This is a genomic window from Rhodococcus sp. D-46 (assembly GCF_011290655.1).
In the GTDB taxonomy this organism is placed as follows: Bacteria; Actinomycetota; Actinomycetes; order Mycobacteriales; family Mycobacteriaceae; genus Rhodococcus_F; species Rhodococcus_F qingshengii.
Genome location: NZ_JAANTF010000004.1, coordinates 363492 through 387625, shown reverse-complemented (window position 1 = coordinate 387625; position 24134 = coordinate 363492). Strand labels below are relative to the sequence as shown.

General features: G+C 61.5%; 24 protein-coding genes. 13 read left to right on the top strand and 11 right to left on the bottom strand.

All coding sequences use genetic code 11. From position 1 onward, the window contains the following. Window positions 1-20: 20 nt before the first annotated feature. Window positions 21-1208, bottom strand: a complete 1188-nt coding sequence (gene argE / locus G9U53_RS12530) for an acetylornithine deacetylase (protein WP_064073551.1) — start codon at window positions 1206-1208, stop codon at window positions 21-23. 111 nt (window positions 1209-1319) lie between these two features. Here argE and G9U53_RS12525 point away from each other — a divergent pair, with 111 nt between their 5' ends. The 5 genes from G9U53_RS12525 (at window position 1320) to G9U53_RS12505 (ending at window position 5553) form a co-directional block, all read left to right on the top strand. Next, window positions 1320-2387, top strand: coding sequence for an Lrp/AsnC family transcriptional regulator (locus G9U53_RS12525; RefSeq protein WP_064073653.1), 1068 nt, complete (start codon window positions 1320-1322; stop codon window positions 2385-2387). A 51-nt stretch (window positions 2388-2438) separates the two neighbouring features. Beyond that, window positions 2439-2999 carry a TIGR03086 family metal-binding protein gene (locus tag G9U53_RS12520; RefSeq protein ID WP_050656464.1) on the top strand — a complete coding sequence of 187 codons (561 nt, stop codon included), beginning with the start codon at window positions 2439-2441 and terminating at the stop codon, window positions 2997-2999. A 51-nt stretch (window positions 3000-3050) separates the two neighbouring features. Further along, window positions 3051-3659 carry a TetR/AcrR family transcriptional regulator gene (locus tag G9U53_RS12515; protein WP_019746515.1) on the top strand — a complete coding sequence of 203 codons (609 nt, stop codon included), beginning with the start codon at window positions 3051-3053 and terminating at the stop codon, window positions 3657-3659. 1 nt (window position 3660) lies between these two features. Further along, complete coding sequence (gene gluQRS / locus G9U53_RS12510; protein ID WP_042447725.1) at window positions 3661-4557, top strand: tRNA glutamyl-Q(34) synthetase GluQRS; 897 nt, start codon at window positions 3661-3663, stop codon at window positions 4555-4557. Between the two features lie 255 nt (window positions 4558-4812). Continuing rightward, window positions 4813-5553 carry an EAL domain-containing protein gene (locus G9U53_RS12505; protein WP_003943863.1) on the top strand — a complete coding sequence of 247 codons (741 nt, stop codon included), beginning with the start codon at window positions 4813-4815 and terminating at the stop codon, window positions 5551-5553. 28 nt (window positions 5554-5581) lie between these two features. Here G9U53_RS12505 and G9U53_RS12500 read toward each other — a convergent pair whose 3' ends face one another. Further along, window positions 5582-6235, bottom strand: coding sequence for a DUF4190 domain-containing protein (locus G9U53_RS12500; RefSeq protein WP_030535740.1), 654 nt, complete (start codon window positions 6233-6235; stop codon window positions 5582-5584). Between the two features lie 130 nt (window positions 6236-6365). Here G9U53_RS12500 and G9U53_RS34170 point away from each other — a divergent pair, with 130 nt between their 5' ends. The 3 genes from G9U53_RS34170 (at window position 6366) to G9U53_RS12485 (ending at window position 8911) form a co-directional block, all read left to right on the top strand. After that, on the top strand, window positions 6366-7085 hold the full coding sequence (locus tag G9U53_RS34170; RefSeq protein WP_047271549.1) for an RDD family protein: 720 nt from the start codon (window positions 6366-6368) through the stop codon (window positions 7083-7085). A gap of 8 nt (window positions 7086-7093) precedes the next feature. Then, window positions 7094-8059 carry a hypothetical protein gene (locus tag G9U53_RS33310; RefSeq protein ID WP_207624207.1) on the top strand — a complete coding sequence of 322 codons (966 nt, stop codon included), beginning with the start codon at window positions 7094-7096 and terminating at the stop codon, window positions 8057-8059. Between the two features lie 117 nt (window positions 8060-8176). Next, window positions 8177-8911, top strand: a complete 735-nt coding sequence (locus G9U53_RS12485) for a queuosine precursor transporter (RefSeq protein WP_030535741.1) — start codon at window positions 8177-8179, stop codon at window positions 8909-8911. Here G9U53_RS12485 and tgt read toward each other — a convergent pair. Next, window positions 8902-10191 (bottom strand): tRNA guanosine(34) transglycosylase Tgt, encoded by a 1290-nt coding sequence (gene tgt / locus G9U53_RS12480; protein ID WP_054188626.1) that lies wholly within the window; start codon window positions 10189-10191, stop codon window positions 8902-8904. The genes G9U53_RS12485 and tgt overlap by 10 nt on opposite strands. Before the next feature lie 192 nt (window positions 10192-10383). Between tgt and G9U53_RS12475 the strand changes: the two genes are divergently transcribed. The 5 genes from G9U53_RS12475 (at window position 10384) to G9U53_RS12455 (ending at window position 17166) form a co-directional block, all read left to right on the top strand. Beyond that, entirely contained in the window at window positions 10384-11175 is a 792-nt protein-coding gene (locus G9U53_RS12475) for an enoyl-CoA hydratase-related protein (protein WP_058038209.1), read from the top strand. 26 nt (window positions 11176-11201) lie between these two features. Continuing rightward, a complete protein-coding gene (locus G9U53_RS12470; RefSeq protein ID WP_007731596.1) occupies window positions 11202-12173 on the top strand; it encodes an ABC transporter substrate-binding protein in 972 nt (323 codons plus the stop codon). Between the two features lie 119 nt (window positions 12174-12292). Next, the gene (locus tag G9U53_RS34165) at window positions 12293-14629 is read left to right on the top strand and encodes a CoA transferase (RefSeq protein WP_228232382.1); all 2337 of its coding nucleotides are present in this window, start codon (window positions 12293-12295) and stop codon (window positions 14627-14629) included. Between the two features lie 50 nt (window positions 14630-14679). Beyond that, the gene (locus G9U53_RS12460; protein WP_007731598.1) at window positions 14680-15627 is read left to right on the top strand and encodes a zinc-binding alcohol dehydrogenase family protein; all 948 of its coding nucleotides are present in this window, start codon (window positions 14680-14682) and stop codon (window positions 15625-15627) included. Between the two features lie 15 nt (window positions 15628-15642). Then, complete coding sequence (locus G9U53_RS12455) at window positions 15643-17166, top strand: AMP-binding protein (protein WP_007731600.1); 1524 nt, start codon at window positions 15643-15645, stop codon at window positions 17164-17166. A gap of 11 nt (window positions 17167-17177) precedes the next feature. Here G9U53_RS12455 and G9U53_RS12450 read toward each other — a convergent pair whose 3' ends face one another. From G9U53_RS12450 to G9U53_RS12415, 8 genes are all read right to left on the bottom strand, one after another. After that, window positions 17178-18080 carry an IclR family transcriptional regulator gene (locus G9U53_RS12450; protein ID WP_007731601.1) on the bottom strand — a complete coding sequence of 301 codons (903 nt, stop codon included), beginning with the start codon at window positions 18078-18080 and terminating at the stop codon, window positions 17178-17180. A gap of 167 nt (window positions 18081-18247) precedes the next feature. Further along, window positions 18248-19072: an alpha/beta hydrolase gene (locus tag G9U53_RS12445; RefSeq protein WP_058038207.1), complete on the bottom strand. Its 825-nt coding sequence runs from the start codon at window positions 19070-19072 to the stop codon at window positions 18248-18250. Then, on the bottom strand, window positions 19072-19392 hold the full coding sequence (locus tag G9U53_RS12440) for a ferredoxin family protein (RefSeq protein ID WP_007731605.1): 321 nt from the start codon (window positions 19390-19392) through the stop codon (window positions 19072-19074). The genes G9U53_RS12445 and G9U53_RS12440 overlap by 1 nt, the downstream gene beginning before the upstream one ends. A 3-nt stretch (window positions 19393-19395) precedes the next feature. Next, window positions 19396-20406: an NAD(P)/FAD-dependent oxidoreductase gene (locus G9U53_RS12435; RefSeq protein WP_050655582.1), complete on the bottom strand. Its 1011-nt coding sequence runs from the start codon at window positions 20404-20406 to the stop codon at window positions 19396-19398. Window positions 20407-20556: 150 nt separating this feature from the next. After that, a complete protein-coding gene (locus G9U53_RS12430; RefSeq protein WP_054188628.1) occupies window positions 20557-21342 on the bottom strand; it encodes a class II aldolase/adducin family protein in 786 nt (261 codons plus the stop codon). 13 nt (window positions 21343-21355) lie between these two features. Continuing rightward, window positions 21356-22192, bottom strand: coding sequence for an ABC transporter permease (locus tag G9U53_RS33515; RefSeq protein ID WP_019746502.1), 837 nt, complete (start codon window positions 22190-22192; stop codon window positions 21356-21358). Then, window positions 22189-23052 (bottom strand): ABC transporter ATP-binding protein, encoded by an 864-nt coding sequence (locus G9U53_RS12420; RefSeq protein ID WP_007731623.1) that lies wholly within the window; start codon window positions 23050-23052, stop codon window positions 22189-22191. Before G9U53_RS12420 ends, G9U53_RS33515 begins: the two co-directional genes overlap by 4 nt. Beyond that, the gene (locus tag G9U53_RS12415) at window positions 23049-24032 is read right to left on the bottom strand and encodes an ABC transporter substrate-binding protein (RefSeq protein WP_007731624.1); all 984 of its coding nucleotides are present in this window, start codon (window positions 24030-24032) and stop codon (window positions 23049-23051) included. The genes G9U53_RS12420 and G9U53_RS12415 overlap by 4 nt, the downstream gene beginning before the upstream one ends. Window positions 24033-24134 lie beyond the last annotated feature (102 nt).

Sequence of the window (24134 nt, the reverse complement as noted above, 5' to 3'; positions counted from 1 at the left end):
CCTTAGGGGGTCAGGGTGGGTCAGGCGCGGGCGTGAGCGATGACGTTCCGAACGAACTGCTCGCACTGTGCCAATTGGTCAAGTGTCACGTACTCGTCAGGTGCATGCGCCTGAGTGATGCTTCCCGGCCCACACACGACAGTGGGGATACCGATACTCGCGAACATCCCGGCCTCGGTGGCGTACGCGACCTTTTCGTCCGAGGCCCGACCACCCCATTGTTCGACCAGTGCGGCCGCCGAAGCATTCGCATCCGTCTCCAGGGGAGGAACCGAGGCCGACACGTGCATCGTCACGGAGGCTGACGGGTTTTCTTCCTGCATCAGGTTTTCGATCCGATTCGCCTCGGCGGCAAAGCGTTCGAGCAAATCTGCGGCGCCAGCTGAGCTGATGCTCCTGAATTCGAAAGTGATGGAGCAATCCTCGGGGACAGTGTTCACTGCGATCCCGCCGGATACGAGATTGACCGAACACGTCGTCCAGGCCACGTCGAATGCGTCGTCGTACGGGCCGGACGCACGGAGCTCGTCGGCCGCGCTTCTGACGAATCGAATCAACTCCGCGCCGTATTCGATCGCGTTGACTCCTTGCGGAGTGAGCGACGAGTGCGCCGAAACACCATGCAGATCAACACGTATGACGTTCATCGACTTGTGTGCGCGAATGACCCGCATCTCTGACGGCTCTCCGACGACGCACACATCAGGGCACAGGTTCCGGGAAACAACCTCCTCGACCAACCCGGCCGCACCGATGCAGCCGACTTCCTCGTCGTAGGAGAATGCAAAGTGAATAGGCTTCGCCAGCGGCCGAGCAACGATGTCGGGGATCGCAGCGACGACGATCCCGATGAACGACTTCATGTCGCACGTGCCACGTCCGTACAGGCTTCCGTCGCGAACGTCGGGCGCGAAAGGGTCGCTACTCCAGTCTTGATCGTCGACCGGCACTACGTCTGTATGGCCGGAGAACATCACACCGCCGGCAGTACTTCCGTCAGGAGGAGTGAACGTTGCCAACAAGTTGAGCTTCGTTCCCTCGTCATCGGCAACAAGTACCGGCTCGACCCCATGGCGACGTAGTTCCGCCGCAATGAGATCGATCAACGGTCGATTGCTCACGGCACTCGTCGTATCGATTCCGATGAGGCGTTGCACCCACTCGAAGCTTCTCTCTGTCGGAACAGCGGGCAACGTGGTCGATGACATCTGGTTTCTCCTTTCACAGCATGAACGCGGTGGGCACTCGCCACCGCGTTCTGCCCTTCGAGCATGAATGAAGTGATCCCAGACACAGTGGAGATGCACGATACTTGCACCATGATCGAAGAAACGCAGGATTCCGCCGTACTGGACGACGTCGACCTCGCCCTGATCAATTGCCTGCAACTCGACCCGCGAGCGTCGTGGCGCACGGTTGGCGACGCGCTCAAAGTGGATCCGGTTACCGTGGCTCGCCGCTGGCAGCGGTTACAGGATTCCGGCACCGCCTGGGTCTCTGCCAGGGCAACCGGCCATGGCCGTCCGGAGTCGTGTCTGGCTTTTGTCGAAGTCGACTGCACGACTTCGAACGCGTTGACGATTGCAGAACGACTTGCCCGCTGGCCGCACGTACTGAGCGTCGAACACACAAGCGGCCCAGGCGACTTGACACTTCTCGTCGAGGTCAGAGACATGGCTTTCCTGTCGCGCTTCCTGCTTCGGTCGCTCGCGTCGGTACCCGGGATCGTCAGTTCGCGTGCACACCTCGTCACCGAGGTCTTCGCGATCGGAGACGACTGGAAATTGCAGGTACTCGATGCCGCGCAGCGAGCGACGATGACAGACCGGCCTGTGCGATACAAATACGCGCCGACGGATCAGCGCCATCACGGGAAGACGTTCGACGCGGTCGATCGCCAATTGATATTGAAGCTGGGCGAGGACGGTCGATCCTCGATTGCCGAGCTCACGGTCGGTACCGGCCTCAGCGAAAGTACGGTCAGGCGGCGACTTGCCGAATTGACGTCGCGCAACCAGATCGTGTTCCGCTGCGACGTGTCTCTACCGCTGTCCGGCTGGCCCCTCGTGACCTGGGTGTGGGGATATGTCGATCCCACGGACCGGTCGACGATTCGTGCCCTGGTGGAGCGAGTGCCGGGAACGCGGGTGTGCATGCGGATATCCGGTGGACGCGCCAACACACTGCTCGCGATCGCCGCACACTCCCTTCGCGAAACTCCCATTACCGAAGTACAACTCGCACAAGAGGCACCGGGCCTGGTGGTGCTGAACAGGTCAGTGGTGCTGCGATCGATGAAGAGGGTGGGCCGACTTCTCGACGACGAGGGCAAGAGTGCCGGGGTCGTACCGATGGACATCTGGGCGGAAGCCCCGGAGATCGAGTGAATGTCCGAAATAATCAATCACGATGCGCTGTGGCGGTGAAGGATTGTTGTCATGACTTCAACAGAGATCTCCCCCGCCCAGCGTTATCGGGATCTGGCTGCCGGATTCACGGCCCGGATCGACGCCGTACCCGCCGACCGCTGGGACGACGATTCCCCCTGCGAGGGCTGGACCGCCCGCGACGTGGTGAGACACGTGCTCGACAGCGAACGAGACATGGTCAAGGTAGTCGGCCTGGAATTGGCACCCGGTCCGTCGGTCGACGACGACCCGTCGGCAGCCTGGGCGGCCGTCCGCAATTCGATGCAGGAAATTCTGGACGATCCGGCAAAGTCCACCCTGGAATACGACGGACACTTCGGCAGGACCAACCTCGGGGCCACGGTCGAGGGGTTCTTGTGTTTCGATCTGGTCATCCACGGTTGGGACCTCGCGGCCGCAACCGGCACCGATACGACGATGCGAGACGCGGACGTGGAGTGGGTGTCGGAGATCGCCGCGGGCCTGGGCGAGTCGATCCGCATGAGCGGTGTGTGCGGCCCGGAAATACAGGTTCCGGACAACGCTGACAAAGCGACGAAACTCCTTGCCTTCCTCGGCCGGAAGGCGTGAAAAAGCACCCCTGACGTGGGCATTACTTCCATACGCATGTAATGTCGCGGTATGCCGGAACGCCGAAAATCCTCCACGAGTCCAGACCTGCTTGCGGCGGCATTGTTCGATGTCGCCGCGGAATCCGGACTGGAAAATGCCAGCGTTCGCGAGGTCGCAAAACGGGCGGGTGTCTCGATCGGCGCAGTGCAACATCATTTCTCGACCAAGGACGAGATGTTCGCATTCGCACTGCGAACACTCGTCGATCGATTGTTGACGCGACTGGCCGAATCGTCCGCCGACGCAGACCCGCATACCGCCCTGTTCCAGGCACTCTCGCAACTCCTGCCCCTCGACGAGCAACGCACGCGTGAGGCGCATGTGCTCGCCGCGTTTGCCGTGCGCGCCGCAACCAGTGAGTCACTCTCCGAAATCCGCCGGACAACCCTGTTCACAATCCGCACCGGCATCTCGACAGTTCTGATCGGCATCGGAACTCCGGAAGCGGAAACCAGAGCGGCACTTCTGCTTTCAACCGTCAATGGATTGGCACTCGACGCACTCGGAAGCCCCGCCATGTATCCGCCGCAGTACCTCGATCACGCTTTGGAAACCCAGATCCGCCTCACCCTGCACGACGCCGAGAACCCGCTCGCCTCCGTCGGGCTCGCCAGCTGACGTGGAAGGAGCAGGACGCTTCGCGCCGAGTCCGTCCGGCGATCTCCATCTGGGAAACCTCCGGACTGCCCTCCTGGCCTGGCTGTTCGCCCGCACCAGCGGGCGCGACTTCCTCATTCGGGTAGAGGATCTCGACCGTGTCCGCCCCGGCGCGATGGAACGACAACTCGACGATCTGCGCAGGCTCGGCCTCACGTGGGACGGCCCAGTCGTATTGCAGTCACACCGTCTTCCCTTGTACCACAAGGCTATCGACCAATTGCGCGAGCGTGACCTGACCTATCCCTGCTTCTGCACACGCAAGGAGATCCTGCAGGCACCGTCAGCGCCCCATGCTCCAGACGGCGCCTACCCCGGCACGTGTCGGAACCTTTCGGAGGCCGAACGCGCCGAGAAATCGGCAAGTGGCCGATCTCCCGCGCTGAGGCTACGGGCCGGCATCGACTCGTTCACCGTCCATGACGAACTGTTCGGCGAGGTGACGGGACCAGTCGACGACGTCGTCCTGCTCCGCGGAGACGGGGTGCCCGCTTACAACCTTGCCGTTGTCGTCGACGACGGTGCACAGAACATCGACCAGGTGGTTCGCGGCGACGACCTCCTGACCTCGGCTCCGCGTCAGGCATACCTTGCCCAGCTGCTCGACATCGAACCACCGTCGTACGCCCACGTTCCTCTTGCCTTGAACAGTGAAGGCAAGCGACTCGCGAAGCGCGACGGCGCAGTGACTCTGGCAGATCAACTCGAGGCCGGACGCAGTACCGAGCAGGTTCTGACGATGATCGCGTCGAGCATCGGTCTCGCCGAACCCGGCGAGGTTGTCACACCACCCCAATTGGCGGATCGATTCGACTCTCGCAAGATCCCCCGGACCCCGTGGATTTTCCCGGCGAAGTAAGTGACGTATCAATCGGTGCCTCGTCGGAACAAAACTACGATTGTCCGATATGACAAAGCCGTCCGCAATAGCTATTCGTTGGCAATTCTCGAATAGTGAAGTACGGTCGAGACTGGCGAAGGAAATTCAGGGCGAGTTGTTCCTGCAAAACCACGCCCGGGATCTGAACCTGGAATCCGACCACAGTACCCACTTGCAGCATCCACGCTGACACGCACGTGCGGCACGGGCGACTCAGGACGAAAAGGAATACGCATGGTCCGCGAGCTTCGCGAGGCACTCGACGACCATCAATTCGAGGTGTTGTATCAACCCCAGGTCAATCTGAACTCGTCAGCAATTATCAGCTATGAAGCTCTTTTGCGTTGGCGCCATCCGCTGCGAGGGTTGATCGAACCTCAAGATTTCATGCGCTCCGCCGAATCCTCTGGGCTCATCATTCCCATCGGGCTACAAGCTCTGGAAATGATTTGTGCCCAAACAGCGTCGTGGCCTGAGCACATGATGGTCGCGGTCAACTTTTCGCCTCGCCAACTCGCTACCCCGCACGCCGCTCACGAGATCCTCGGAGCGCTCGACAGTTCACAAACGCCACTGAGCAGAATAATCGTGGAAGTCACCGAACTCGGCGTCGTAGGCCGGCATGCCGCCGAGACTCTTCACGTCTTGCACAACGAGGGAATTCGAATCGCGCTGGATGATTTCGGGGCGGGCTTCGCGTCCTTCTCCGCATTGTCGGAATTGCCGCTCGACATTCTCAAGATCGACCAATCCTTGACCTGGGCTGTCAGCGCAGCGGGTCGTGCTGGAGACCGCGCCTTCATGGTCATGGAGTCCATCGCCGACATCGCTCGGAAGCTAGGGCTTGATTCGATCGCAGAGGGCGTCGAAACCGCGGAACACGCAGCCAACGTCTTGCGGGCCGGCTGCGACATGGGCCAGGGCTATTACTTCGGCAAGCCACTTCCTGCGTCGTCCGTCGTCACTCCCGTGTGAGCGCTCGCCACTTCAGCACGACGGCACTTCAGTACGACGACGATGCACTCGCTATGAGTGCGACCACGAGAATCACGGCAAAAATTGCCAAGAAGGCCGCGCCGACCGCAATTCCGGCTATCGCAAGCCCGCGCCCCTGTTGACCTGTCTGCTTGATCTGATTGAGCGCGACAATTCCCAGAATGATTCCGACGATTCCGCCGAGACTGTAGAAGCAACCACCCGCAAGCGATACAACCAGCGATGCAATTGCGAGACCATTGGTGCCGACCGGCTGCATCGGCGGTGCGTACCCACCCGCGAATTGATTCGGTTGACCGTACGGGTTCGGAGGTTGGCCGTACTGAGGCTGTCCGTATTGAGCCTGTCCGTATTGTCCGGGTTGCTGATATTGATTCTGCTGATATTGATTCTGCGGTCCGAAATTCTGCGGCGGCAGGTACGGGTTCGGTTCACCGATTCCGCCCGGCTGGGGGTTATTACCGGGCGGGTTGTACGACGGCGGTGGATAACCCGGGTACTGCTCGTTGGGAGTGGTATATCCGGGAACTTCAGGTGAAGACTGCGTTTCGGACGGGGACACGCCGTACCCCTCAGGAGGCAGGCTCGGAAATTCTCCGTACCCAGGTTTTGCCTGGTAATCGCTCGAAGAATCGTCGTTGTTGCCCCCGGAACTCGTCATACAACGCAGCCTAAACCACAGGTGACCTCCGAATCCAAGTGAGCAGATGTCATCCACATCGCTCTTTGATCCCAGTAGGGTCATATCCACTGTCACACTCGAGCGCGATATTTACGACTGAGGGGAACACATGACAACCGGTGGGTACGACCCCAACCAGAATCCAGAAGGCGGGAAGCAATTCCCACCCCAGGATCCATATGGCCAGCAGGGAACACCTCCTCCCGGAAGTTACCCCCCTCCCGCAGGCCCCCCGCAAGGCGGAAGCTACCCGCCCCCGCAGGGCGGAAACTTCCCGCCCCCTCAGGGTGGCAACTACCCGCCTCCCGGTGGATACCCGCCGCCGCCCCAGGGCGGAAACTTCCCGCCGCCTCCGCAGTTCAACGACCAAGGTGCGTACGGCGGAGGAAACCGGCTGCCTTCGGGTGCTCAGCCGGGCGATCTGTGGATTCGACTCGGTGCCCGCATCATCGACGGCATCATCGTCGGCGTCATCGCCGCGATTCTGGCTCTATTGGTCAGTGACTCCGACAGCTTGATTCTGGTCTCGGGACTGTTCTCGGGAATTCTGACCTTCGCTTACTTCATCGCAATGGAAGTAACGCAGGGTCGGACTTTGGGAAAGATGATTCTGGGCCTTTCAGTACACGGTCCGGGTGGCGCACCTCGCCCCTCCGTCCAGCAGTCTGCGATTCGCAACGCCTTCACGTTGCTCTCGATCATTCCGATCATCGGCGGAATCCTCGCGTTGGTCGCCTACATCGTCATCGCGGTCACGATCAACAACAGCCCCACCAAGCAGGGCAAGCATGACGAGCTCGCTGGTGGAACTCAGGTAGTCAAGGGTTAGGTGCGCATATGACAACCGGTGGGCACGACCCCAACCAGAATCCCGAGGACGGAAAGCAATTCCCGCCCCAGGATCCCTACGGCCAGCAGGGAACGCCTCCTCCTGGGAGCTATCCCCCGCCGGCGGGGCCTCCGCAGGGCGGAAGCTACCCGCCGCCCGGTGGATACCCCCCACCTCCTCAAGGTGGCAATTACCCGCCGCCAGGTGGATATCCGCCGCCTCCGCAGGGTGGAAGCTATCCCCCTCCCGGAGGCAACTACCCACCGCCCGGTGGATACCCGCCACCTCCCGGAGGCGGTAACTTCCCACCGCCGCCCGCCAACGACTACGGCGCAGGATTCGGTGGACCGCAGCTTTCTGTGGGTGCGGCAATTACCTACGGCTGGAACAAGTTCAAAGACAACGCATTGGTTTGGATCGGAATCTCGATCATCGCGTTCTTGATCGCCGGACTGATCCAGGGCGCTTTCAACGGCTTCGACTACACCAACACAGAGTTCAGCGCGCTGTCCATTGTGGGTGGATTGGTCACCGCTATCGTCGGCTACATCATCCAAGCCGCATTCCTTCGTGGAGCGTTGAGCGAATTGGATGGAATCAAGCCGGCTTTCGGCACCTTCTTCCAATTCACCAACATCGGCGCAGTTGTTCTCGGCGGTTTCCTGGTAGCAGTGGCAACTTACGTCGGTTTGGCTCTCTGCATCATTCCCGGCATCATCGCGGCGTTCCTGCTCTACTACACGCTGACCTTCATCGTGGACAAGAATCAGGATGCGATTTCGGGCATCAAATCGAGTTACGCGTTGACCTCGTCGAACGTCGGGACATTGGTCCTGCTGGCGCTCGCTCTGATCGGTATCAACATCATCGGCGCGCTGCTGTGTGGAATCGGTCTTCTGGTGACGGCGCCCGTCGCACTGATCGCCAGCACCTACGCATACCGCGTGCTGACCGGCGGTCATGTAGCTGCCTGATCAGTTCGTTTGCATCACCGAAGGCCCTGCGGTTCCACGTGAAACCGCAGGGCCTTCGGTGTGTTCTGCGCAACTGGACGGTCGCCAACTCGCATCCGAGCGCCTTGTGGTGCTTGGATGACGGACGTGACAGCTCAGGATCAGCAAGACGAATCGACCCACGAAACCAAATTTGCGCACGTCAGCCGGGGTTATTACCCGACGATCGTCGCGCTCTTCACCGCAACGCTGCTGATCTCGAACGTGGCGGCGACCAAGGGGGTCGCCTTCTTTGCGGATTCCGACTTCTCGCTCGGTCCCTTGCAGATTCTGCCCATCATCACCGATGGTGGATTCTTCTTGTTCCCGCTCGCCTACGTCCTCGGTGACGTGCTCAGCGAGGTCTACGGCTTCAAAGCGACCCGACGCGCGATCTACCTGGGCTTCGGCGCACTGATTCTTGCCGCTGCGTGCTTCTGGATTGCAGTGCAACTCCCGTCGGCAGAGTTCTACGAGAACCAGGCCGCCCTCGAAACCGTGGTCGGTGTCATTCCCCGGCTACTGGTCGCGGGCTTGGCCGCCTACCTCGTCGGACAGCTACTGAACTCACTGGTTCTGGTCATGATGAAAAAGCGCATGCAGGAGAAGCATCTGTGGGCGCGGCTGATCGGCTCGACCGTCGTCGGCGAATTCGCCGATACCCTCATCTTCTGTTCCATCGCGGCCGGTGTCATCGGCATCAGCACATGGGAAGACTTCATCAACTACGTGCTGGTCGGCTTCCTGTGGAAGACGCTTGTCGAGGTTCTGGTCATGCCGATCACCTACCGCGTCATCGCATACGTGAAGAAGCGCGAACCGACCTACGCCTGAGGTGCAGGCGTCTTCGCCGCGTAGAACTTTCCGAGCATGTCCGCCTTGAAGTCGTGGAAATACCCACCTTCGATGCTGGCTCGGATATCGTCGACCAACTTCACGGTGAATCGCTCGTTGTGGATGGTGCAAAGCGTCGACGCGAGCATTTCCTTCGCCTTGAAGAGGTGATGGATGTACGCGCGGGTGTAATTGGCGCACGTGTAGCAGTCGCACTCGTCGTCGATAGGCGTGAAGTCACGACGGAATCGGCTGGTGTTGATGTTGAACCTGCCGGAGCGGACGTAAATCGCAGCATTGCGAGCAACACGCGACGGGTTGACGCAGTCGAAAGTGTCCGCGCCGTTCTCGATTGCGACGAAGAAGTCGTCCGGTTCACTGATGCCGAGCATATGACGCGGCTTGTTCTCGGGTAGTTCCTCGTTACACCAACGCACGATCGTTCCGAGGTTCTGCTTCTCGAGGGCGCCGCCGATGCCGTAGCCGTCGAAGCCGTATCCGTTCTCGCCTTCGATCGACTCGAGTCCGCGGCAGGCTTGACGTCGCAGATCTTCGTACTGCGCGCCTTGGATCACGCCGAAGAGAGCCTGATAGGGCTTGTCAACGCGTTCGGCGGTGAGCTTCTCATGTTCATTGATACAGCGGATCGCCCACGCCTGCGTGCGCTCGACCGATCGCTCCTGGTAGCCGCGGGTGTTGAGCAGCGTTGTGAGCTCGTCGAACGCGAACATGATGTCGGCGCCGAGCTGATGCTGGATCTGCATCGACACCTCGGGGGTGAAGCGATGCTTACTGCCGTCGAGGTGCGATTTGAACGTCACGCCCTCGTCGTCGACTGTCGCGAGACGCTCCTTGCCCTTCGCGATGACGTCGTCGGACTGCACACCGACGGCCTCCATCGCGAGCACCTTCTTGAACCCGACACCAAGCGACATGACTTGGAAGCCACCGCTGTCGGTGAAGGTGGGCCCGTCCCAGTTCATGAACTTGCCCAGCCCGCCGGCCTCGTCGACGATGTCGGGTCCCGGCTGCAAGTACAGGTGGTACGCATTGGCGAGCAACGACTGCGCACCGAGTTCCTTCATGGACTCGGGCAGCACGGCCTTGACCGTGGCCTTGGTTCCGACAGCCACGAACGACGGCGTCGCGATATCGCCGTGCGGTGTGTGGATGGTTCCGGTTCGTCCGAGCCGGTCCTCGAGCCTGGTCCCAATGGTGAAAATCGACTCGGGACGCTTGTCGACGGAGGGCGCGGGCGGTGTCGGTACTGCAGAAGTCACGGGCTCAATCCTGTCACAGGAGCAAATATCGCCGTGATCACAGCGAAGAAAGTTCCTACGCGATCAGCATCCGACATTGGTCTACTGACCGAACCCGAGCGGTACCGCCGCGTGAGGGTCCCCACCATACTTCCCACTACGCATCCCCCGGCTCGACCGGTTTACCCCGCCAACCCGCTGACAGGAGCTCACTTGACGAGACAGACCGGCCAGACCTACAACTTCGTCACCGTCGACGTCACAGACTCGATTGCCACCGTGACTATCGACAAACCTCCAGCCAACGCATTCAACCCCAGCATGATCGCCGAGCTTCTGGAGATACTGCCGGTACTCGCGTCGGACCAGACCGTCCGCGTCATTGTCGTGACGGGCACTGGACGGTTCTTCGTCGCCGGTGCGGACATCACCGTGATGCGCGAGCTGACGGAAGAAACTCAGCGCGCGATGCGCCCGTGGGTCGACGTACAGTGGATCCTCGAGTCGGCTCCCAAACCTGTCGTCGCGAAGATCAACGGGCACGCACTCGGCGGCGGAGCAGAACTGACGTTGGCCTGCGACTTCCGCATCATGGCGCAGTCGGCGACCATCGGCTTCCCCGAGATCGGACTTGGGCTTTTTCCGGGTGCCGGTGGCAGCCAGCGACTTCCACGCCTCATCGGGGCTCACCGAGCCAAAGTGCTCATGATCGAAGGCAAGCGCCTCAGCGCCGAGCATGCACTCGATATCGGCCTGGTCGACACCGTCGTTGCGGACGCCGACCTCGATGCGCATTGCGCTGACCTCGCACGCGAACTCGCGACGAAACCCACTGCCACCATCGGAATGATCAAACGCATTGTCGACGAGGGCATGTCGTTGCCGCTCGATCAAGCGCTGGATCTCGAATTCGAGGCAGTGCTCGACCTGATCAAGACGGACGACGCTGCTGAGGGACTTCAGTCATTCCTCGACAAGCGGTCCCCCACCTTCACGGGACGCTGACAGCTCCCATTTACCGAGAGGCCATCATGCTCAACAAATTTCAGAAAAAATGGGTGGGCGCAGTCGCTTCTCTCGCCGCCCTGACGATCGCCGTCAGCGGATGCACCCGCCCCGCTACCGACAACTCCGCCGAAAGTGGTGGCCTGGTACGGATCGCGGTGGGTGTAGACCCGTCGTACGCCCCGATTTTCCTGGCCGACCACGAGGGCATGTTCGAGGCCGCCGGCCTCGACGTCCAGGTCATCCAGACGGAAGGCGGGGCGGCGGGCGCCCAGAACGTCGTAGCCGGAACTTCGGAACTCTCCGGCAATGCCGACTCGACGGCACTGTCCGTCATGGCCGCCAATCCGAGCCTGCGGGCGCTGGGCGTATTTCAGGAATCCGACCGATACTTCCAGGTTGTACTGAGGAATGGCGTCGAGCCGAAGTCGATCAAGACCATGGGCGTCTTCCCCGGCATCGGCCTCTACTTCACGAACCAGTACCTGGCCAGTCTCGGCATCGACCCCACGACGGTCACACTCGTGAGCACAAGCCCGCCCGAACAGCCTGCTTTGCTGGCGCGCGGTGACATCGACGGCTTCCTGTCCTTCGACCCCTGGGTGACGCAGAGTGTCAATACCGGCGGGCGCGTTGTTGCCACGACCGGCGACTTCGGCGCCAAGTACGCCCAATGGATCATCGCTTCGGACAACTGGTTGTCCGCGAACGAAGAAACCGCAGGCAAGGTGTTCAAGGTGATCTCGGAAGCGTCGGCAATCGTGAACTCGGATCCGGATCGGGCTGCAACCGCAATTGCCGCGTCTATCCAGATGGACCCGGCCGAGGCCGCAGACCGGGTGACCCAAATCGATTTCGGTGGACGCGGATTCACCGAGGACGACGTGGAGCGCGCAAACGAACTTGTTGCATTCTTCCGCGAGCAGGGCAAGATCTCCGCGGACATCGATCCGTCCGCTGTCCTCCTCTCGGGATGGTTCGAGCAGAACGCCGCCTGAGCGGAGAGTGAGAACGGGTCCGGTGGGCAGACCGAAATCATGTCGCCCACCGGCCCGCAGAACTACGTTCGACTCCAGTCGGTTCGGCGATATCTTTCGATTGAAACGGAGTAGTTGTGGTGCATCCCCCGGTACGGGTCGTAGAGATTTCCAGTCCGTTTGCGCGATTCGCCGGGCGCATCCTGGTCGGGCTGGGTTTCGAGGTCATTCTGGTAGAACCACCCACCGGTGACCCCAGTCGCACCGAGTCCCAGGGTGATTCGTACTTGCATTGGCATGCGGGCAAGAAGTCCGTTGTCCTCGATATCGACGACAGCAACGATCGCCTCGCTTTCGAAGCACTGCTGCGCAGTGCCGACGTCCTGCTCGACGGCAGCGCGACCGGCGCTCTACGCGACAACCGAGGATCTCTCGTTCACGTACGAGTGACACCCTTCGGCACAACCGGACCGCGAAGTGACTGGAAGGCAACAAATCTGACCGTCGCGGCACTCGGCGGGATGATGGCCCAGGTCGGCGATCCCGAGCACCCTCCACTGCTGCTCCCCGAACTCCAGGCTGAGCAGCTCGCCGGAATCAATGCCGCAATCGGCGTGCTTCTCGGACTGCGTTCGCGATCCAAGGGCCACAACCCGTTGCTGGAGATCAGCGCTCAGGAATGTGTTGCCGCCGCGCTGGAAGCGGGCACTCTTGCCTACATTCACGAGGACCGCGTACCACCGCGTCCGGGCCGGGTACATCCGCTCGTTCCGCACGGACTGTTCCAGGCCGCCGACGGTTATGTCGGTGGCGGCCTCGGCGGTAGCCCCCGCATGTGGGACGGCATGCTGGCCTGGCTGATCGACAACGATGCTCAGGACGATCTCGATCAACCGGAGTGGTCCGACGCGGTCTACCGAAAGACGCATCAGGAACACATTTTCGACGTTCTGTCCGCCTTCATCGCGAAGTGGCCGAAGGAAGAATTCGCGGTCAGCGCGCAGTCACGCAAGTTGCCGTGGGCAGCGGTCGACCGGCCCGAAGAACTGCTGCGTAACCCGCAACTCAACGACCGGGACTTCTTCACCGACGTGACCGGAGATCACGGTACCTACCGCGATCTCGGGTTCGGCTTCGCTTTCCCCGAAGGCCGGCGCATCGGAACGCTCGAGGCTGCCCGGTTGGGCCAGCATCAGGAACTCTTGAAGGCCACCTCGCCTGTGGCAGTGAACGAAACCCACGAGTTCAGCGGTGGCAGCACGCCCAGCCTCGAAGGTGTCCGCGTCCTGGATCTCACGTGGGTGTTGGCGGGCCCGTACGGCACCAGAATCCTTGCCGACCACGGTGCCGATGTCATCAAGGTCGAATCGATCGGACGCCCGGACCCGACTCGCTTTGCACCGTTCATGCATCTCTCGCGAGGACCGCACGACAATCCGAACACCAGCGGGTACTTCAACGACGTCAACCGCAACAAGCGCAGCATCACACTCGATACCCGATCCGCAGAGGGCCTTTCGGTACTGCGCGACCTGATCAGGAACTCCGACGTCGTGGTCGAGAATTTCAGCTCGTCGGTCATGGACAAGATGGGGCTCGGCTACGAACAACTCCGGGAGCTCAAACCGGACATCATCTACGTGTCGATGTCCGGGATGGGTCACACCGGTCCTCGCAAGGACTGGGTGTCGTATGCCGACATCGTTTCGGCAAGTACCGGTTTGACCGCACTGACCGGCTGGAACGCCGATGACGTTGTCGGAGTCATCTACGGCCATGGCGACATCGTCGCCGGACTGCAAGCCGGCGTCGCGATGCTGGCAGCCCTCGACTACCGCGACCGGACCGGCCGGGGACAGCACGTAGACCTGTCACAACTCGAAGCCATGGCAGCGCACATGGGTACCAGCGTTCTCCGAGCCGCCCGGTCACAGTCCCCCGATCCGATCGGCAACAGCCATCACGAACTGGCACCACACGGCGTGTACCCGTGCCTCGGCAGCGACCGGTGGTGCTCGATTGCCGTTCGCGATACCACGGAATGGAATGCATTGTGCCGCATCATCGAAGCAGAGAAATGGATCGGCAATCCTGACTTCGCGAGTGCAGAAAGCCGCCAAGCCGATCACGAACGTATCGACGACGCCATCGCCGACTGGACCAGGACTCTGTCACCCGAAACCGTCATGGAACGCTTGCAATCAGCGGGTATCGCGGCCGGCACCGTCCAGGACGGACGCGACCTGGTCGAGAGCGATCCACATCTTCGGGCACGCAGTTTCTATTCGGCACAGGAACATCCCCTCGCCGGAACATTCCTCCACGAAGGCATCCCCGTTCGCCGGAACTCCGAACCCGGCTCGATCCGACGCGCTGCGCCGGTGCTGGGCGCGGACACCGACGACGTCCTCGAGTCGGTGCTCGGATACAGCGACGAACTGATCGCCGGACTTCGCGACCAGTCGATCCTGTCCTGACCGCACTCATATTCAGTACATCCATTCACAGATCGCTACTAGGAGACACAATGCGCGCGGCCCGACTCCATCAGTTCGGCACTTCACCGGTCATCGACGACATCGACATTCCCACACGTGAATCCGGTCAGACGCTCGTGCGCATCGACGCTGCCGCGCTCGGCCATCTCGACATCACCGTCGCGAGCGGAAACTTCGGAGTCAAGCCGAACCTGCCACATATCGGTGGAACAGACGGAGCGGCGACGGTAATCGAATCCGACACCTATGAGCCTGGCACCCGCCTTCTGGTCCGAGGCGGCGGAGTCGGCCTGTTCAAGAACGGTTGCTGGGCTGAGTATCTGGTAGCGGCAGACAAGGCGTTCACACCCTTTGATCCCGCACTGTCGCCGGCCGTCGCCGCAACCTTCTTCCTGCCCAGCACAACCGGCTATGTTGCCGTCAACGACATTGCAGCCGTCGCTCCCGGCGAACGAGTTGTTGTCGCCGGAGCATCCGGCGCTGTCGGATCGATGGCAGCACAGTTCGCTCTGCTTGCCGGAGCGTCCGAGGTAATCGGTGTTGTACCGCGCGAAGATCAGGCTGCCTTGCTTCCGGAGGGTGTGCGTCCCGTCGTCGGGCAAGGCGACGAACTTGCCGGAGTGGTGGGATCCGAGCCTTCCGTCGACGCCGTGATCGACACGCTTGGCGGCGACGGCTTGCCGCACCTTCTGGCGAGTGTTGTCCCCGGTGGCCGGGCTGCCCTGATCGGATATACCTTGGGTAAGAGCCTCACCCTGGACTTGCCGAACTGGTTGCTCAGCGATGTCCGGATCCTGCCCGTCAACATGATTCGCAAGACTGCCCGGCAAGCCGAACTGGCACCTGAAATGATCCGGCTGCTCATCGAAGGCAAGATTTCCGTTGCAGTGCAGGAGTTTCCGCTGGATGACATCGCAACGGCACTGCAGTTGATGGGTGAGGGCAAGGTTGCCGGCCGGGCCGTCGTCGTACCCTGAGGGATACAGTTACCCATGCACCACGACGCACATGCCATTCCGCGCTCGCTTCCGGATTTGATCCGGAGGCGAGCTTTGGAGCGTCCGGAGCACCCGGCGCTCGTCGTCGACGGGATCACGGTCACCTACCGCGAATTGCGGGATCGTGCAGCGTCGATGGGGGCGGATCTCCGTAATCACGGTGTCGGCCGTGGGGAGCGCGTGGCGGCACTGTCCGGCAACAGGATCGAACTGGCAGACCTTGTTCTCGGATGCGCGTGGATCGGTGCGGTTGTCGTCCCACTCAATACGGCCCTCCGAGCCGACAGTGTTGCCAGCGCACTCGAACAGGCTGGTGTACAACGGATCCTGGTTTCACCCGAATACTCAGGCGCTGTAGCCGGATTCGACGGCACCGTGTGGGTCATGGGTGAACAGTGCGTCCCCACTGCCGGTTCGCATCCGGGCTGTGAGCCCGAGACCCTCGATCCGCTCGACCTGGCCGCGATACTCTTCACCTCCGGCACCACCGGTCTGCCCCGAGGCGTCCGATGCCCGCACGCGCAGTTCCTGCAGTGGGGCAAAGGCGTCGGCGCCTCACTCGGGCTCACCGGGGACGATGTGCTGTACAACTGCCTGCCGCTGTTTCACACCAATGCTCTCAATGCCTTTGTTCAGTCCCTTTGGGCCGGGTCTACTTTTTTCCTGGGACAACGCTTTTCGGTCCGCAATCATTGGCGCGAAGTTCGCGAGATCGGCGCAACTGTCGACTACCTGCTGGGTGCGATGGTGGCCATGTTGATGAACGCGGACCCATCGCCGCAAGACCGACAGCACAGCGTCCACGTGGCACTTGCCCCCGCAACGCCGGCTCATCTGATCGAACCGTTTGCCCAGAGATTCGGTGTAGAACTCGTGGACGGATTCGGAAGTACCGAAACCAATCTCGTGATCGGCACACTTCCGGGAGATCGGCGGGCCGGGTACATGGGGCGGGTGATGAGTGGCTACGACGCCGCAGTCGTCAACGACGGTACTGCTGCCGCAGACGGGGAGCCCGGCGAACTGGTGGTCCGCAGCACGATCCCCGGCGCCTGTTCACTGGGCTATCTGGGCGAGGAGATTCCGGCGACGGAGAGTTGGATACAGACCGGTGACAGGGTGATTCGGGAAGCAGACGGCTGGTTCCGATTTGTCGATCGCATCAAAGACGTGATTCGGCGCCGCGGTGAAAATATTTCCGGGGCCGAAGTGGAAACCGTTCTGGCGTTGCATCCGTCGGTCGGTCAGGTTGCCGTCTTCCCGGTACCGTCGGATCTGGCCGAGGACGACGTCATGGCAACTGTAATACTGCGCCCCGGAGTATCTTTCGACCCCATTTCGATTCTGGAGTTCTCCCAGCAACAGCTGCCGTACTTTGCACTTCCCCGGTACATCGACGTCGTGGACACGTTGCCACTCACCGAAACCGGCAAGGTACAGAAAGCAGTGCTACGTGAGAGGGGCGTCGGCCCACACACCTGGGACTGCGAGAAGAGCGTGTTCCGCGCCCGGCGATAGACCGCGCCTCGCTACTTGCCGCAACCGTTGAACGAACACATCACCGGACTGCAGATCGTGCGCAGAGCCAGCGGGTCGCTCGGCGAATGTGTGCACTTCATGGCATGAAGTTTTCGGGTGATTCCGGCGCCGGCAGTGCGCAGGGCCCCGGTGATGCGGCTGACGTTGAGGCGAGCCGTCGGCGCTGTCACAGACAACGCGCCGGCCAGAGTGCGCGGGCCGCTGAACACCGGCACTGCGACGCTCATGTACCCGAGCCGTGTCTCCTCGACCTCCACCGCGAGTTGTTCCTTACGCATCCGCTCGGTTTGCTGGCGCAGCACGCTGACGGACATCGTCGTTCGACTGGTCAAGGCGGTGAAACCCTGCTCGACTACCTCGTCGAAGACCGATTGCGGGGAGAAGGCAAGGATGATCTTGCCGGTGGCGGTGCAGTACAGCGGGAGCCGACCGGCCACCCGCGACTGCTGATTGAGCCCGCGGTGTCCGATGATCTTCTCGATGTAGAGGACGTCGATGCCGTCACGAACCGCAAAGTGAACCGTCTCCTGCGTCGCCAGCAGTAGGTCCTCCATGTACGGCAGCGCCGCGTCGCGCAGAATCCGCTGACGCGGCACCAATTGGCCCAGCTCGAACAATCGCAGGCCGAGCCGGTACTTGGTACCCGCGCGCTCGAGCAATCCCCACTCGACCAGCTCGCCGGCCAACCGGTGAACCGTCGCTTTCGCGACCCCACTGCGCCGGGTGAGCTCCGTCAGAGACAGGTCACTGTGGTCGGTGTCGAAAGCGTCCAAGATCATTCGAGCCTTGCCCAGGACCGAGGACAGTTCACCTGCAGGCTGCGATGCAGCGGTCGTTTCCGACGCGATGGGTAGTACGGATCCGAACCCGACGGATTGTTGTGGAGCGGCCATGAGTGTCCTCCTGAACGATCTGTGACAGCCTGCCGAGACCGAGTGCCACAACGACCGAGATCGGTCGGGGTCCTCGTTAGGTGCAGGTGCTTCGAGACTGACACTATGGTGACGACACGATGAGACGCACGCCACACGGTCCGCTCAGTGAACCCGTCCCGCAGAGTTTACACGGGGCGCCTACCTGCGTAATTCTCCAGAAACATGCGGACGGCGGATGCAATCTGCGGAGCGTGCTCCTCGACGAGTGCGACGGTCCCCGATTCGACGATCTCCGTTTCCACCACTGCCGCACCCGTCAGGTGTGCACGCAACGGCGCAATGTTAGGCATCGAGAAGGGATCCTTCTGCGCGCCGATCAGCAAAACCGGCGCAGTCACCGAACCGACTCTCGCCTCCATGACGTAGCGGGCGCAGGCTTTGTGCCCCTCCGCCGGATCTACCCGGTAGGCAAGCGCGTCTCGGATGAACCTGTCGAGCAGTGCGGTGCCTGGTTCGGGGTAGTAGGGGCGACGCATCTCCCACAGCCTGGTGAGATGGCTACCGTCTGCGGCCCGGTCGACGCAGTCGATCCCACCGGGTCCCGAGTGCCCCTCGCGGTAGTTGCGGTCGGTCCACGGGCACGACGAGAGCACGGCAGCGTGCACCCTCTCGGGGCGTGATGCCGCCATCTCGAGCGCCACTGCCGCACCGGTGTGGTGACCGATGACCGTGACTCGATCGACGCCCAGGGTGTCGAGCAATTCCCACGCGCCTCGCGCATAGGTCTCGATGGTCTGCGGGCCGGGTACCGGAGCACTGTTGCCGTACCCCGGCATGTCCATCGCGACAACGCGGAAGTCGTCGGCAAGGAGTGGAATGAACTCGCGGAATTCGTCCCACGACCGGGGCGCCTGATGAAGCAGGAGAATCGCCTCACCCGAACCTTGCTGCGCGTAATGCAATTGCCCGAAAGACGAATCAACGTATCCGAGTTGCAGGCCGCCAACCATCAGAACGCCGCAACCATCGGGGTATCGACGCCGACGATGTCGATCTTTGCCGAACCACCCGGATTTCCGACGGGCTCGCTACGGGTAGGCAAGACCTCGAGGAAGAAGCGCTTGTTGTCTTCCTTGAAATCCGGGTCTGCTTTCCGGTCGACGGTGATCGCCTCCACCGGGCAGGCCAATTCGCAAGCGCCGCAATCGATGCATTCGTTCGGGTTGATGTAGAGCTTGCGATCACCCTCGTAGATGCAATCCACGGGGCATTCTTCCATGCACGATCGGTCCGTGTAGTCGATGCATGCTTCACCGATGACAAATGCCATTGCCTAGCTCTCCTGTTCGGTGGAGTGTCCAGGGAAGATTTCTGCTTCCGGATCCAGCACTGCCGCAGCGTTGTTCACCGCAGTCGCGGCCTCGCCGAAACCGACGGCGATCAAGCGGACCTTGCCGGGATAGTCCGTGATGTCCCCGGCGGCATACACACGCGGAACATTCGTCTCCATCCGTGTGTTCACCGCGATGTGGCGATTGTCGATCTCGATTCCCCACTCCATCATCGGACCGAGGTCGGCCGTGAATCCCAATGCAGCGATGACGGATTGAGCGGGCAGCGTGGACGTGCTCTTGTCTTGTTTGTGGGTGATGTCGACCTCGCCGATCCACCCGTTTCCACGTACCGCCGAGACATCGGCGTTGACGAGAACCTGGACACTGCTTTCCTGCACCTTGGCGACTGTGGATTTGTGCGCGCGGAAACGATCTCGCCGGTGAACCAGGGTGACGGACTTGGCAATCGGTTCCAGGTGAACGGCCCAGTCGAACGCGCTGTCGCCGCCACCGACGATGACAACGTCTTTCCCGGTGTGCGCCGACAAATCCGGGACGAAGTAACTCAGCCCCCGATCCATGAACTCCGAACCCTTCGCCAACGGACGCGGGGTGAAGGTTCCGATGCCGCCGGTGATGACAACCGCGCCGGCCACCACGACCTGGCCCGTGCTGGTGGTGATCCGCACCCGGCCGTCGTCGTCATGCGACAGCTCACGAGCCTGCATGCCCAGAAGGTACACCGGATCGAACGGGGCAGCCTGCGCCATCAAACCCTCGATGAGGTTGCGTCCCTTGACCGAAGGGAATCCCGCGATGTCGAGGATCGCCTTCTCCGGGTACATCGCACTGACCTGTCCCCCCGGTTCCGCAAGGGCATCGATCACGGCAACCGAGAGGCCGCGGAAGCCTGCGTAGTACGCGCCGTACAGCCCGGCGGGGCCGGCACCAATGATCAGAATATCGACGCCGATCTCGTTGTCGGTCGCCGTGGAAGACGTTTTGTTCACACTCGATACGGTATTGCGCCGACGGACTCACGCAAATGAAACCGGTCCGCTCAACAGACCTCGGTAACAGTTGCGGGACAGCACGAAAAGGGCCCGCCGACCTCTCGGTCGACGGGCCCAATGCTCGCAGGAATTCAGTGCGCGAAGAATTCAGTGCGCGAATACCTCGGGTTCGTCTGCTGCGATCTTCTGGATGATGGTCGAGTACGCAAACCACCCCACCTTCTCGGTGCCGACTGCTTCGTAGGTCTGCGCCGCGATCTTCTCGTGCAGGACAACCGGATCACCGGCGGCTCGCGCCGTCAACTCCGCCTGCATCGACCGCTCCATCGACACATACCACCACACTGCGCTCTCCACGGAAGTTCCGACGGTCAGATGACCGTGGTTGGTGAGGATCACGGCCTTGTTCGATCCGAGGGCATCCGCGATGCGAATCCCCTCCTCTTCGTCCAGCGCCACCCCGTGATACTCCTCGTAGATCGAGTGATCCTCGTGAAAGGCGCACGCGTCCTGAGTGATCGGCGTTAGGCGGGTGTGCAGCGAGGAGAACGCCTTACCGTTCAAACCGTGAGCGTGAACAGCTCCGATGACGTCGGGACGAGCCTCGTGAACCTTGCTGTGGATGACAAACGCTGCTCGGTTGAGCGGTCCGTCTCCGGAAATGACCGCGCCGTCCGACGCCACATGCAGCAATTCCTCCGGCTGAACTTGGGAGAAGTGCCGCCCGAACGGCGCAGTCCAGAAAGTCTCCGGATCTTCTGGGTCTCGGGCGGTGATATGTCCCGAGATTCCCTCGTCCAAACCGAATTTCGACAAAATCCGATACCCGCCGATGACAGCGGTCTTGCGACGACGCCGCTCACTCTCGATATCGGTGAACTCGGGCGGTCCCGGAATTCCGGCCTGCTCGGCAATGCTCAGCGGGTGATTCATGCTGCGCTCCTGACTATTTGACGCCGTAACGGGCGAGGTACCGCGAGGACAGAATGCGGAGAATCCGGTCGAAGATGAAGCCCATGATGCCCAGGACGATGATGCCGACGAACGTCCAGTCGATCCGGCCGTAGTTTCGAGCCTGCCAGATCATCGAACCGATACCCTGGTCGGCGGCGACGATCTCCGCCGACACGATGGTGAGGAAGCTGTTGCCCATCGCCAGGCGAGCGCCCGTGACGATGCCGGGGATCGACGACGGCAAGACCACCGTCTTCATGATCTGAAGTTTGTTGGCACCAAGATTTGCCGCTGCCTGCAGTTTGTTCTCGCTGATCGCTACAGTCGCGGCAATCGTGCTGACCGTGACGATGAATACCGAGGTGTAGAAGATCAGAACAACCTTCGACGTCTCACCGATGCCGAACCAGACGACGGCGAGAGTGACAAACGCAATAGGCGGAATGAACCGGAAGAACTCGATGTACGGATCGAGGAGCTGTCGCACGATGGAAATGCGGCCCATCAGAATTCCGACGGGAGCACCGATCACGACACCCAGGAACCAGCCGATGAGAATTCGCTGACCCGATGCGGTGATCGACGACCACAGAACGCCGCTCTCCCACAGTTCCTGTGCCGCCGACCATACTTCGGCCGGTGATGCAATGGTGGTCGGCCCGTACCACCACGCCAGGAACGACCAGATGCCCAAACCGATTGCCGCTGAGGCTGCATACATCAGCGTCGCTTTGACAATCTTGGATCGCCGCGCCGACGAACGCTTTTTTGTCTCCGCCACCTTCGCTGTTCTCACACCGGCTGAACCACCGGTCACTACAGCCGTCACAGCTCGTCCTCCTCAATGCCTTGGTTCCGCAGCGACGCAACCACTTCTGCCCGAATGTCGTCCCGCAGCTTCTCGTAGAGCTCGATCACCTCGGGATCGTTGCGGTCTCGCGGACGAGCCGCATTGACCTCGTAGACGCTCTTGATCCGGGCCCGCGGGCCGGCCGACATCACGATCACACGGTCAGCCAACGTCAGTGCCTCGTCGATATCGTGAGTCACGAATACCACGGTGCAGCGGGTGTGCCGCCAGATACGGTCGAGTTCGGTCTGCAGAACCTGACGAGTCTGAGCGTCCAACGCACCGAACGGCTCGTCCATGAGAACCAACGACGGCTGGTTGGCAAGAACTCGTGCGATCTGAACACGTTGCCGCATACCGCCGGACAGCTGCGAGGGGAACTTCGCACCCGCGTGGGGCAAGCCGACCATCGCGAGGTACTCGGCCGCGATACTCGCCTGCTCGCTGCGGTTCGCTCCACGCATCCTGGGGCCGTAGGCCACGTTCTGGCTCACGGTCATCCATTCGAACAACGCTTCGGAGCTCTGAAACACCATGCCGGCGTGGCGGTTACTGCCGGCGACGACATCTCCGTCGCACACGATCTCGCCGGCGCTGGGTTCCACGAAGCCGGCCATGGACGACAGCAGCGTCGACTTGCCGCAGCCACTCGGACCGAGCAGACAGACGAATTCACCTGGCTGCACGTGCATGTCGATTCCGGCGACGATCTCCGCCGCGCCGAAGCTGATTCCGAGGTCGACCACGTCGATGGCAACACCGGTGTTCTTCTTGCCGGGGCCGGCTGTCCCCGCGCTATTCGTCGAGCTGGTCGTTGAACCACTTGTTGCGATACTCACTGTGCACCATCCTTGTACCAATCCAGAAGCATTGCCGATTCGAGATCCGGCTGGTCGCTGAGAACACCGATCGACTTGTAGAAATCTACGATCGACTGAGCCGACTCGACATCCGCAGCTTCGAGATTCACCACGGCGAAGTCGATCTCGTCCACCGCGGCAATAGTCTGATCCTCGCTGACGTTCACAGCCGCCTTGGTCGCGGACGCTGCCACGCCCGGATCCGACTCGACCTTGCGCGTTGCCTCGTCGAGCACCTTCGCGACGGTTCGCGCTGTCTCTTCGTTGGCCGACAACCACGGAGCCGTCGTGATCGCCCAATGATGATAGAACCAGCCGTAGTCTCCGGTTACTGCCACCACGTGGCCGGTTCCCTGATCCAGGGCGGTGGCCGGCCACGGCTCCCACAGGACAAACCCGTCGATGTCGCCGCGACTGAGCAGTGCGGGCATGTCCGTCGGGGTCGCCGAGATCATCTCGACCGAACCGGGGGCAATGGAGTTGGCAGCGAGGTACTTGTCCGTCGAAATCTGGCTGAGACCCGGGACGATGCCCATCTTCTTGATCGCAGCCGGTGAGTCGACACCGTTACGCAGCACGACCTTGATGTAGTCACCCGACGCCTCGTACGAGTACATCGCGCGCAACGACGGATTCTGACGCAACTGGGCGATCGTTGTCGTATCGGAGCTACCGGCGATCTGGACCTGCCCGGTCGAGAGTGCGTCGACGGCCTCGCCACCACGACCGAACTGGACGAGTTCGACGTCCAAACCGGCAGCGTCGAACATGCCTTCCTGATCCGCTACGAAGAACGGAGCGTAGGAAGCATCGATTCCGACTGCGATACGCAGTGGTCCACTTCCGGCAGAATCAGCTGTGCTTTGCGTCGCCGGGCGGCTGCATGCGCCGGTTGCAACGGTCAGCAGCAGCGCAGCCGAAACAAGAGCAGTCCTTCCAAACTTTGACAGCGAGGCCATCTACTCACACCTTTGTTTGTGATCTGTGCCGCAGTTGCGGGTCGTGGAGAGCAAACCTAGCTGTGTGTACCTACACCCGAGAACCAACCGGGTCCACCGTGC

Excerpts from the sequence above, each read along its gene's own strand:
- argE (WP_064073551.1), bottom strand. The coding sequence starts at position 1,208 with ATGTCATCGACCACGTTGCCCGCTGTTCCGACAGAGAGAAGCTTCGAG.
- G9U53_RS12525 (WP_064073653.1), top strand. The coding sequence starts at position 1,320 with ATGATCGAAGAAACGCAGGATTCCGCCGTACTGGACGACGTCGACCTC.
- G9U53_RS12520 (WP_050656464.1), top strand. The coding sequence starts at position 2,439 with ATGACTTCAACAGAGATCTCCCCCGCCCAGCGTTATCGGGATCTGGCT.
- G9U53_RS12515 (WP_019746515.1), top strand. The coding sequence starts at position 3,051 with ATGCCGGAACGCCGAAAATCCTCCACGAGTCCAGACCTGCTTGCGGCG.
- G9U53_RS12505 (WP_003943863.1), top strand. The coding sequence starts at position 4,813 with ATGGTCCGCGAGCTTCGCGAGGCACTCGACGACCATCAATTCGAGGTG.
- G9U53_RS12500 (WP_030535740.1), bottom strand. The coding sequence starts at position 6,235 with ATGACGAGTTCCGGGGGCAACAACGACGATTCTTCGAGCGATTACCAG.
- G9U53_RS34170 (WP_047271549.1), top strand. The coding sequence starts at position 6,366 with ATGACAACCGGTGGGTACGACCCCAACCAGAATCCAGAAGGCGGGAAG.
- G9U53_RS33310 (WP_207624207.1), top strand. The coding sequence starts at position 7,094 with ATGACAACCGGTGGGCACGACCCCAACCAGAATCCCGAGGACGGAAAG.
- G9U53_RS12485 (WP_030535741.1), top strand. The coding sequence starts at position 8,177 with ATGACGGACGTGACAGCTCAGGATCAGCAAGACGAATCGACCCACGAA.
- G9U53_RS12470 (WP_007731596.1), top strand. The coding sequence starts at position 11,202 with ATGCTCAACAAATTTCAGAAAAAATGGGTGGGCGCAGTCGCTTCTCTC.
- G9U53_RS12460 (WP_007731598.1), top strand. The coding sequence starts at position 14,680 with ATGCGCGCGGCCCGACTCCATCAGTTCGGCACTTCACCGGTCATCGAC.
- G9U53_RS12455 (WP_007731600.1), top strand. The coding sequence starts at position 15,643 with ATGCACCACGACGCACATGCCATTCCGCGCTCGCTTCCGGATTTGATC.
- G9U53_RS12450 (WP_007731601.1), bottom strand. The coding sequence starts at position 18,080 with ATGGCCGCTCCACAACAATCCGTCGGGTTCGGATCCGTACTACCCATC.
- G9U53_RS12445 (WP_058038207.1), bottom strand. The coding sequence starts at position 19,072 with ATGGTTGGCGGCCTGCAACTCGGATACGTTGATTCGTCTTTCGGGCAA.
- G9U53_RS12440 (WP_007731605.1), bottom strand. The coding sequence starts at position 19,392 with ATGGCATTTGTCATCGGTGAAGCATGCATCGACTACACGGACCGATCG.
- G9U53_RS12430 (WP_054188628.1), bottom strand. The coding sequence starts at position 21,342 with ATGAATCACCCGCTGAGCATTGCCGAGCAGGCCGGAATTCCGGGACCG.
- G9U53_RS12415 (WP_007731624.1), bottom strand. The coding sequence starts at position 24,032 with ATGGCCTCGCTGTCAAAGTTTGGAAGGACTGCTCTTGTTTCGGCTGCG.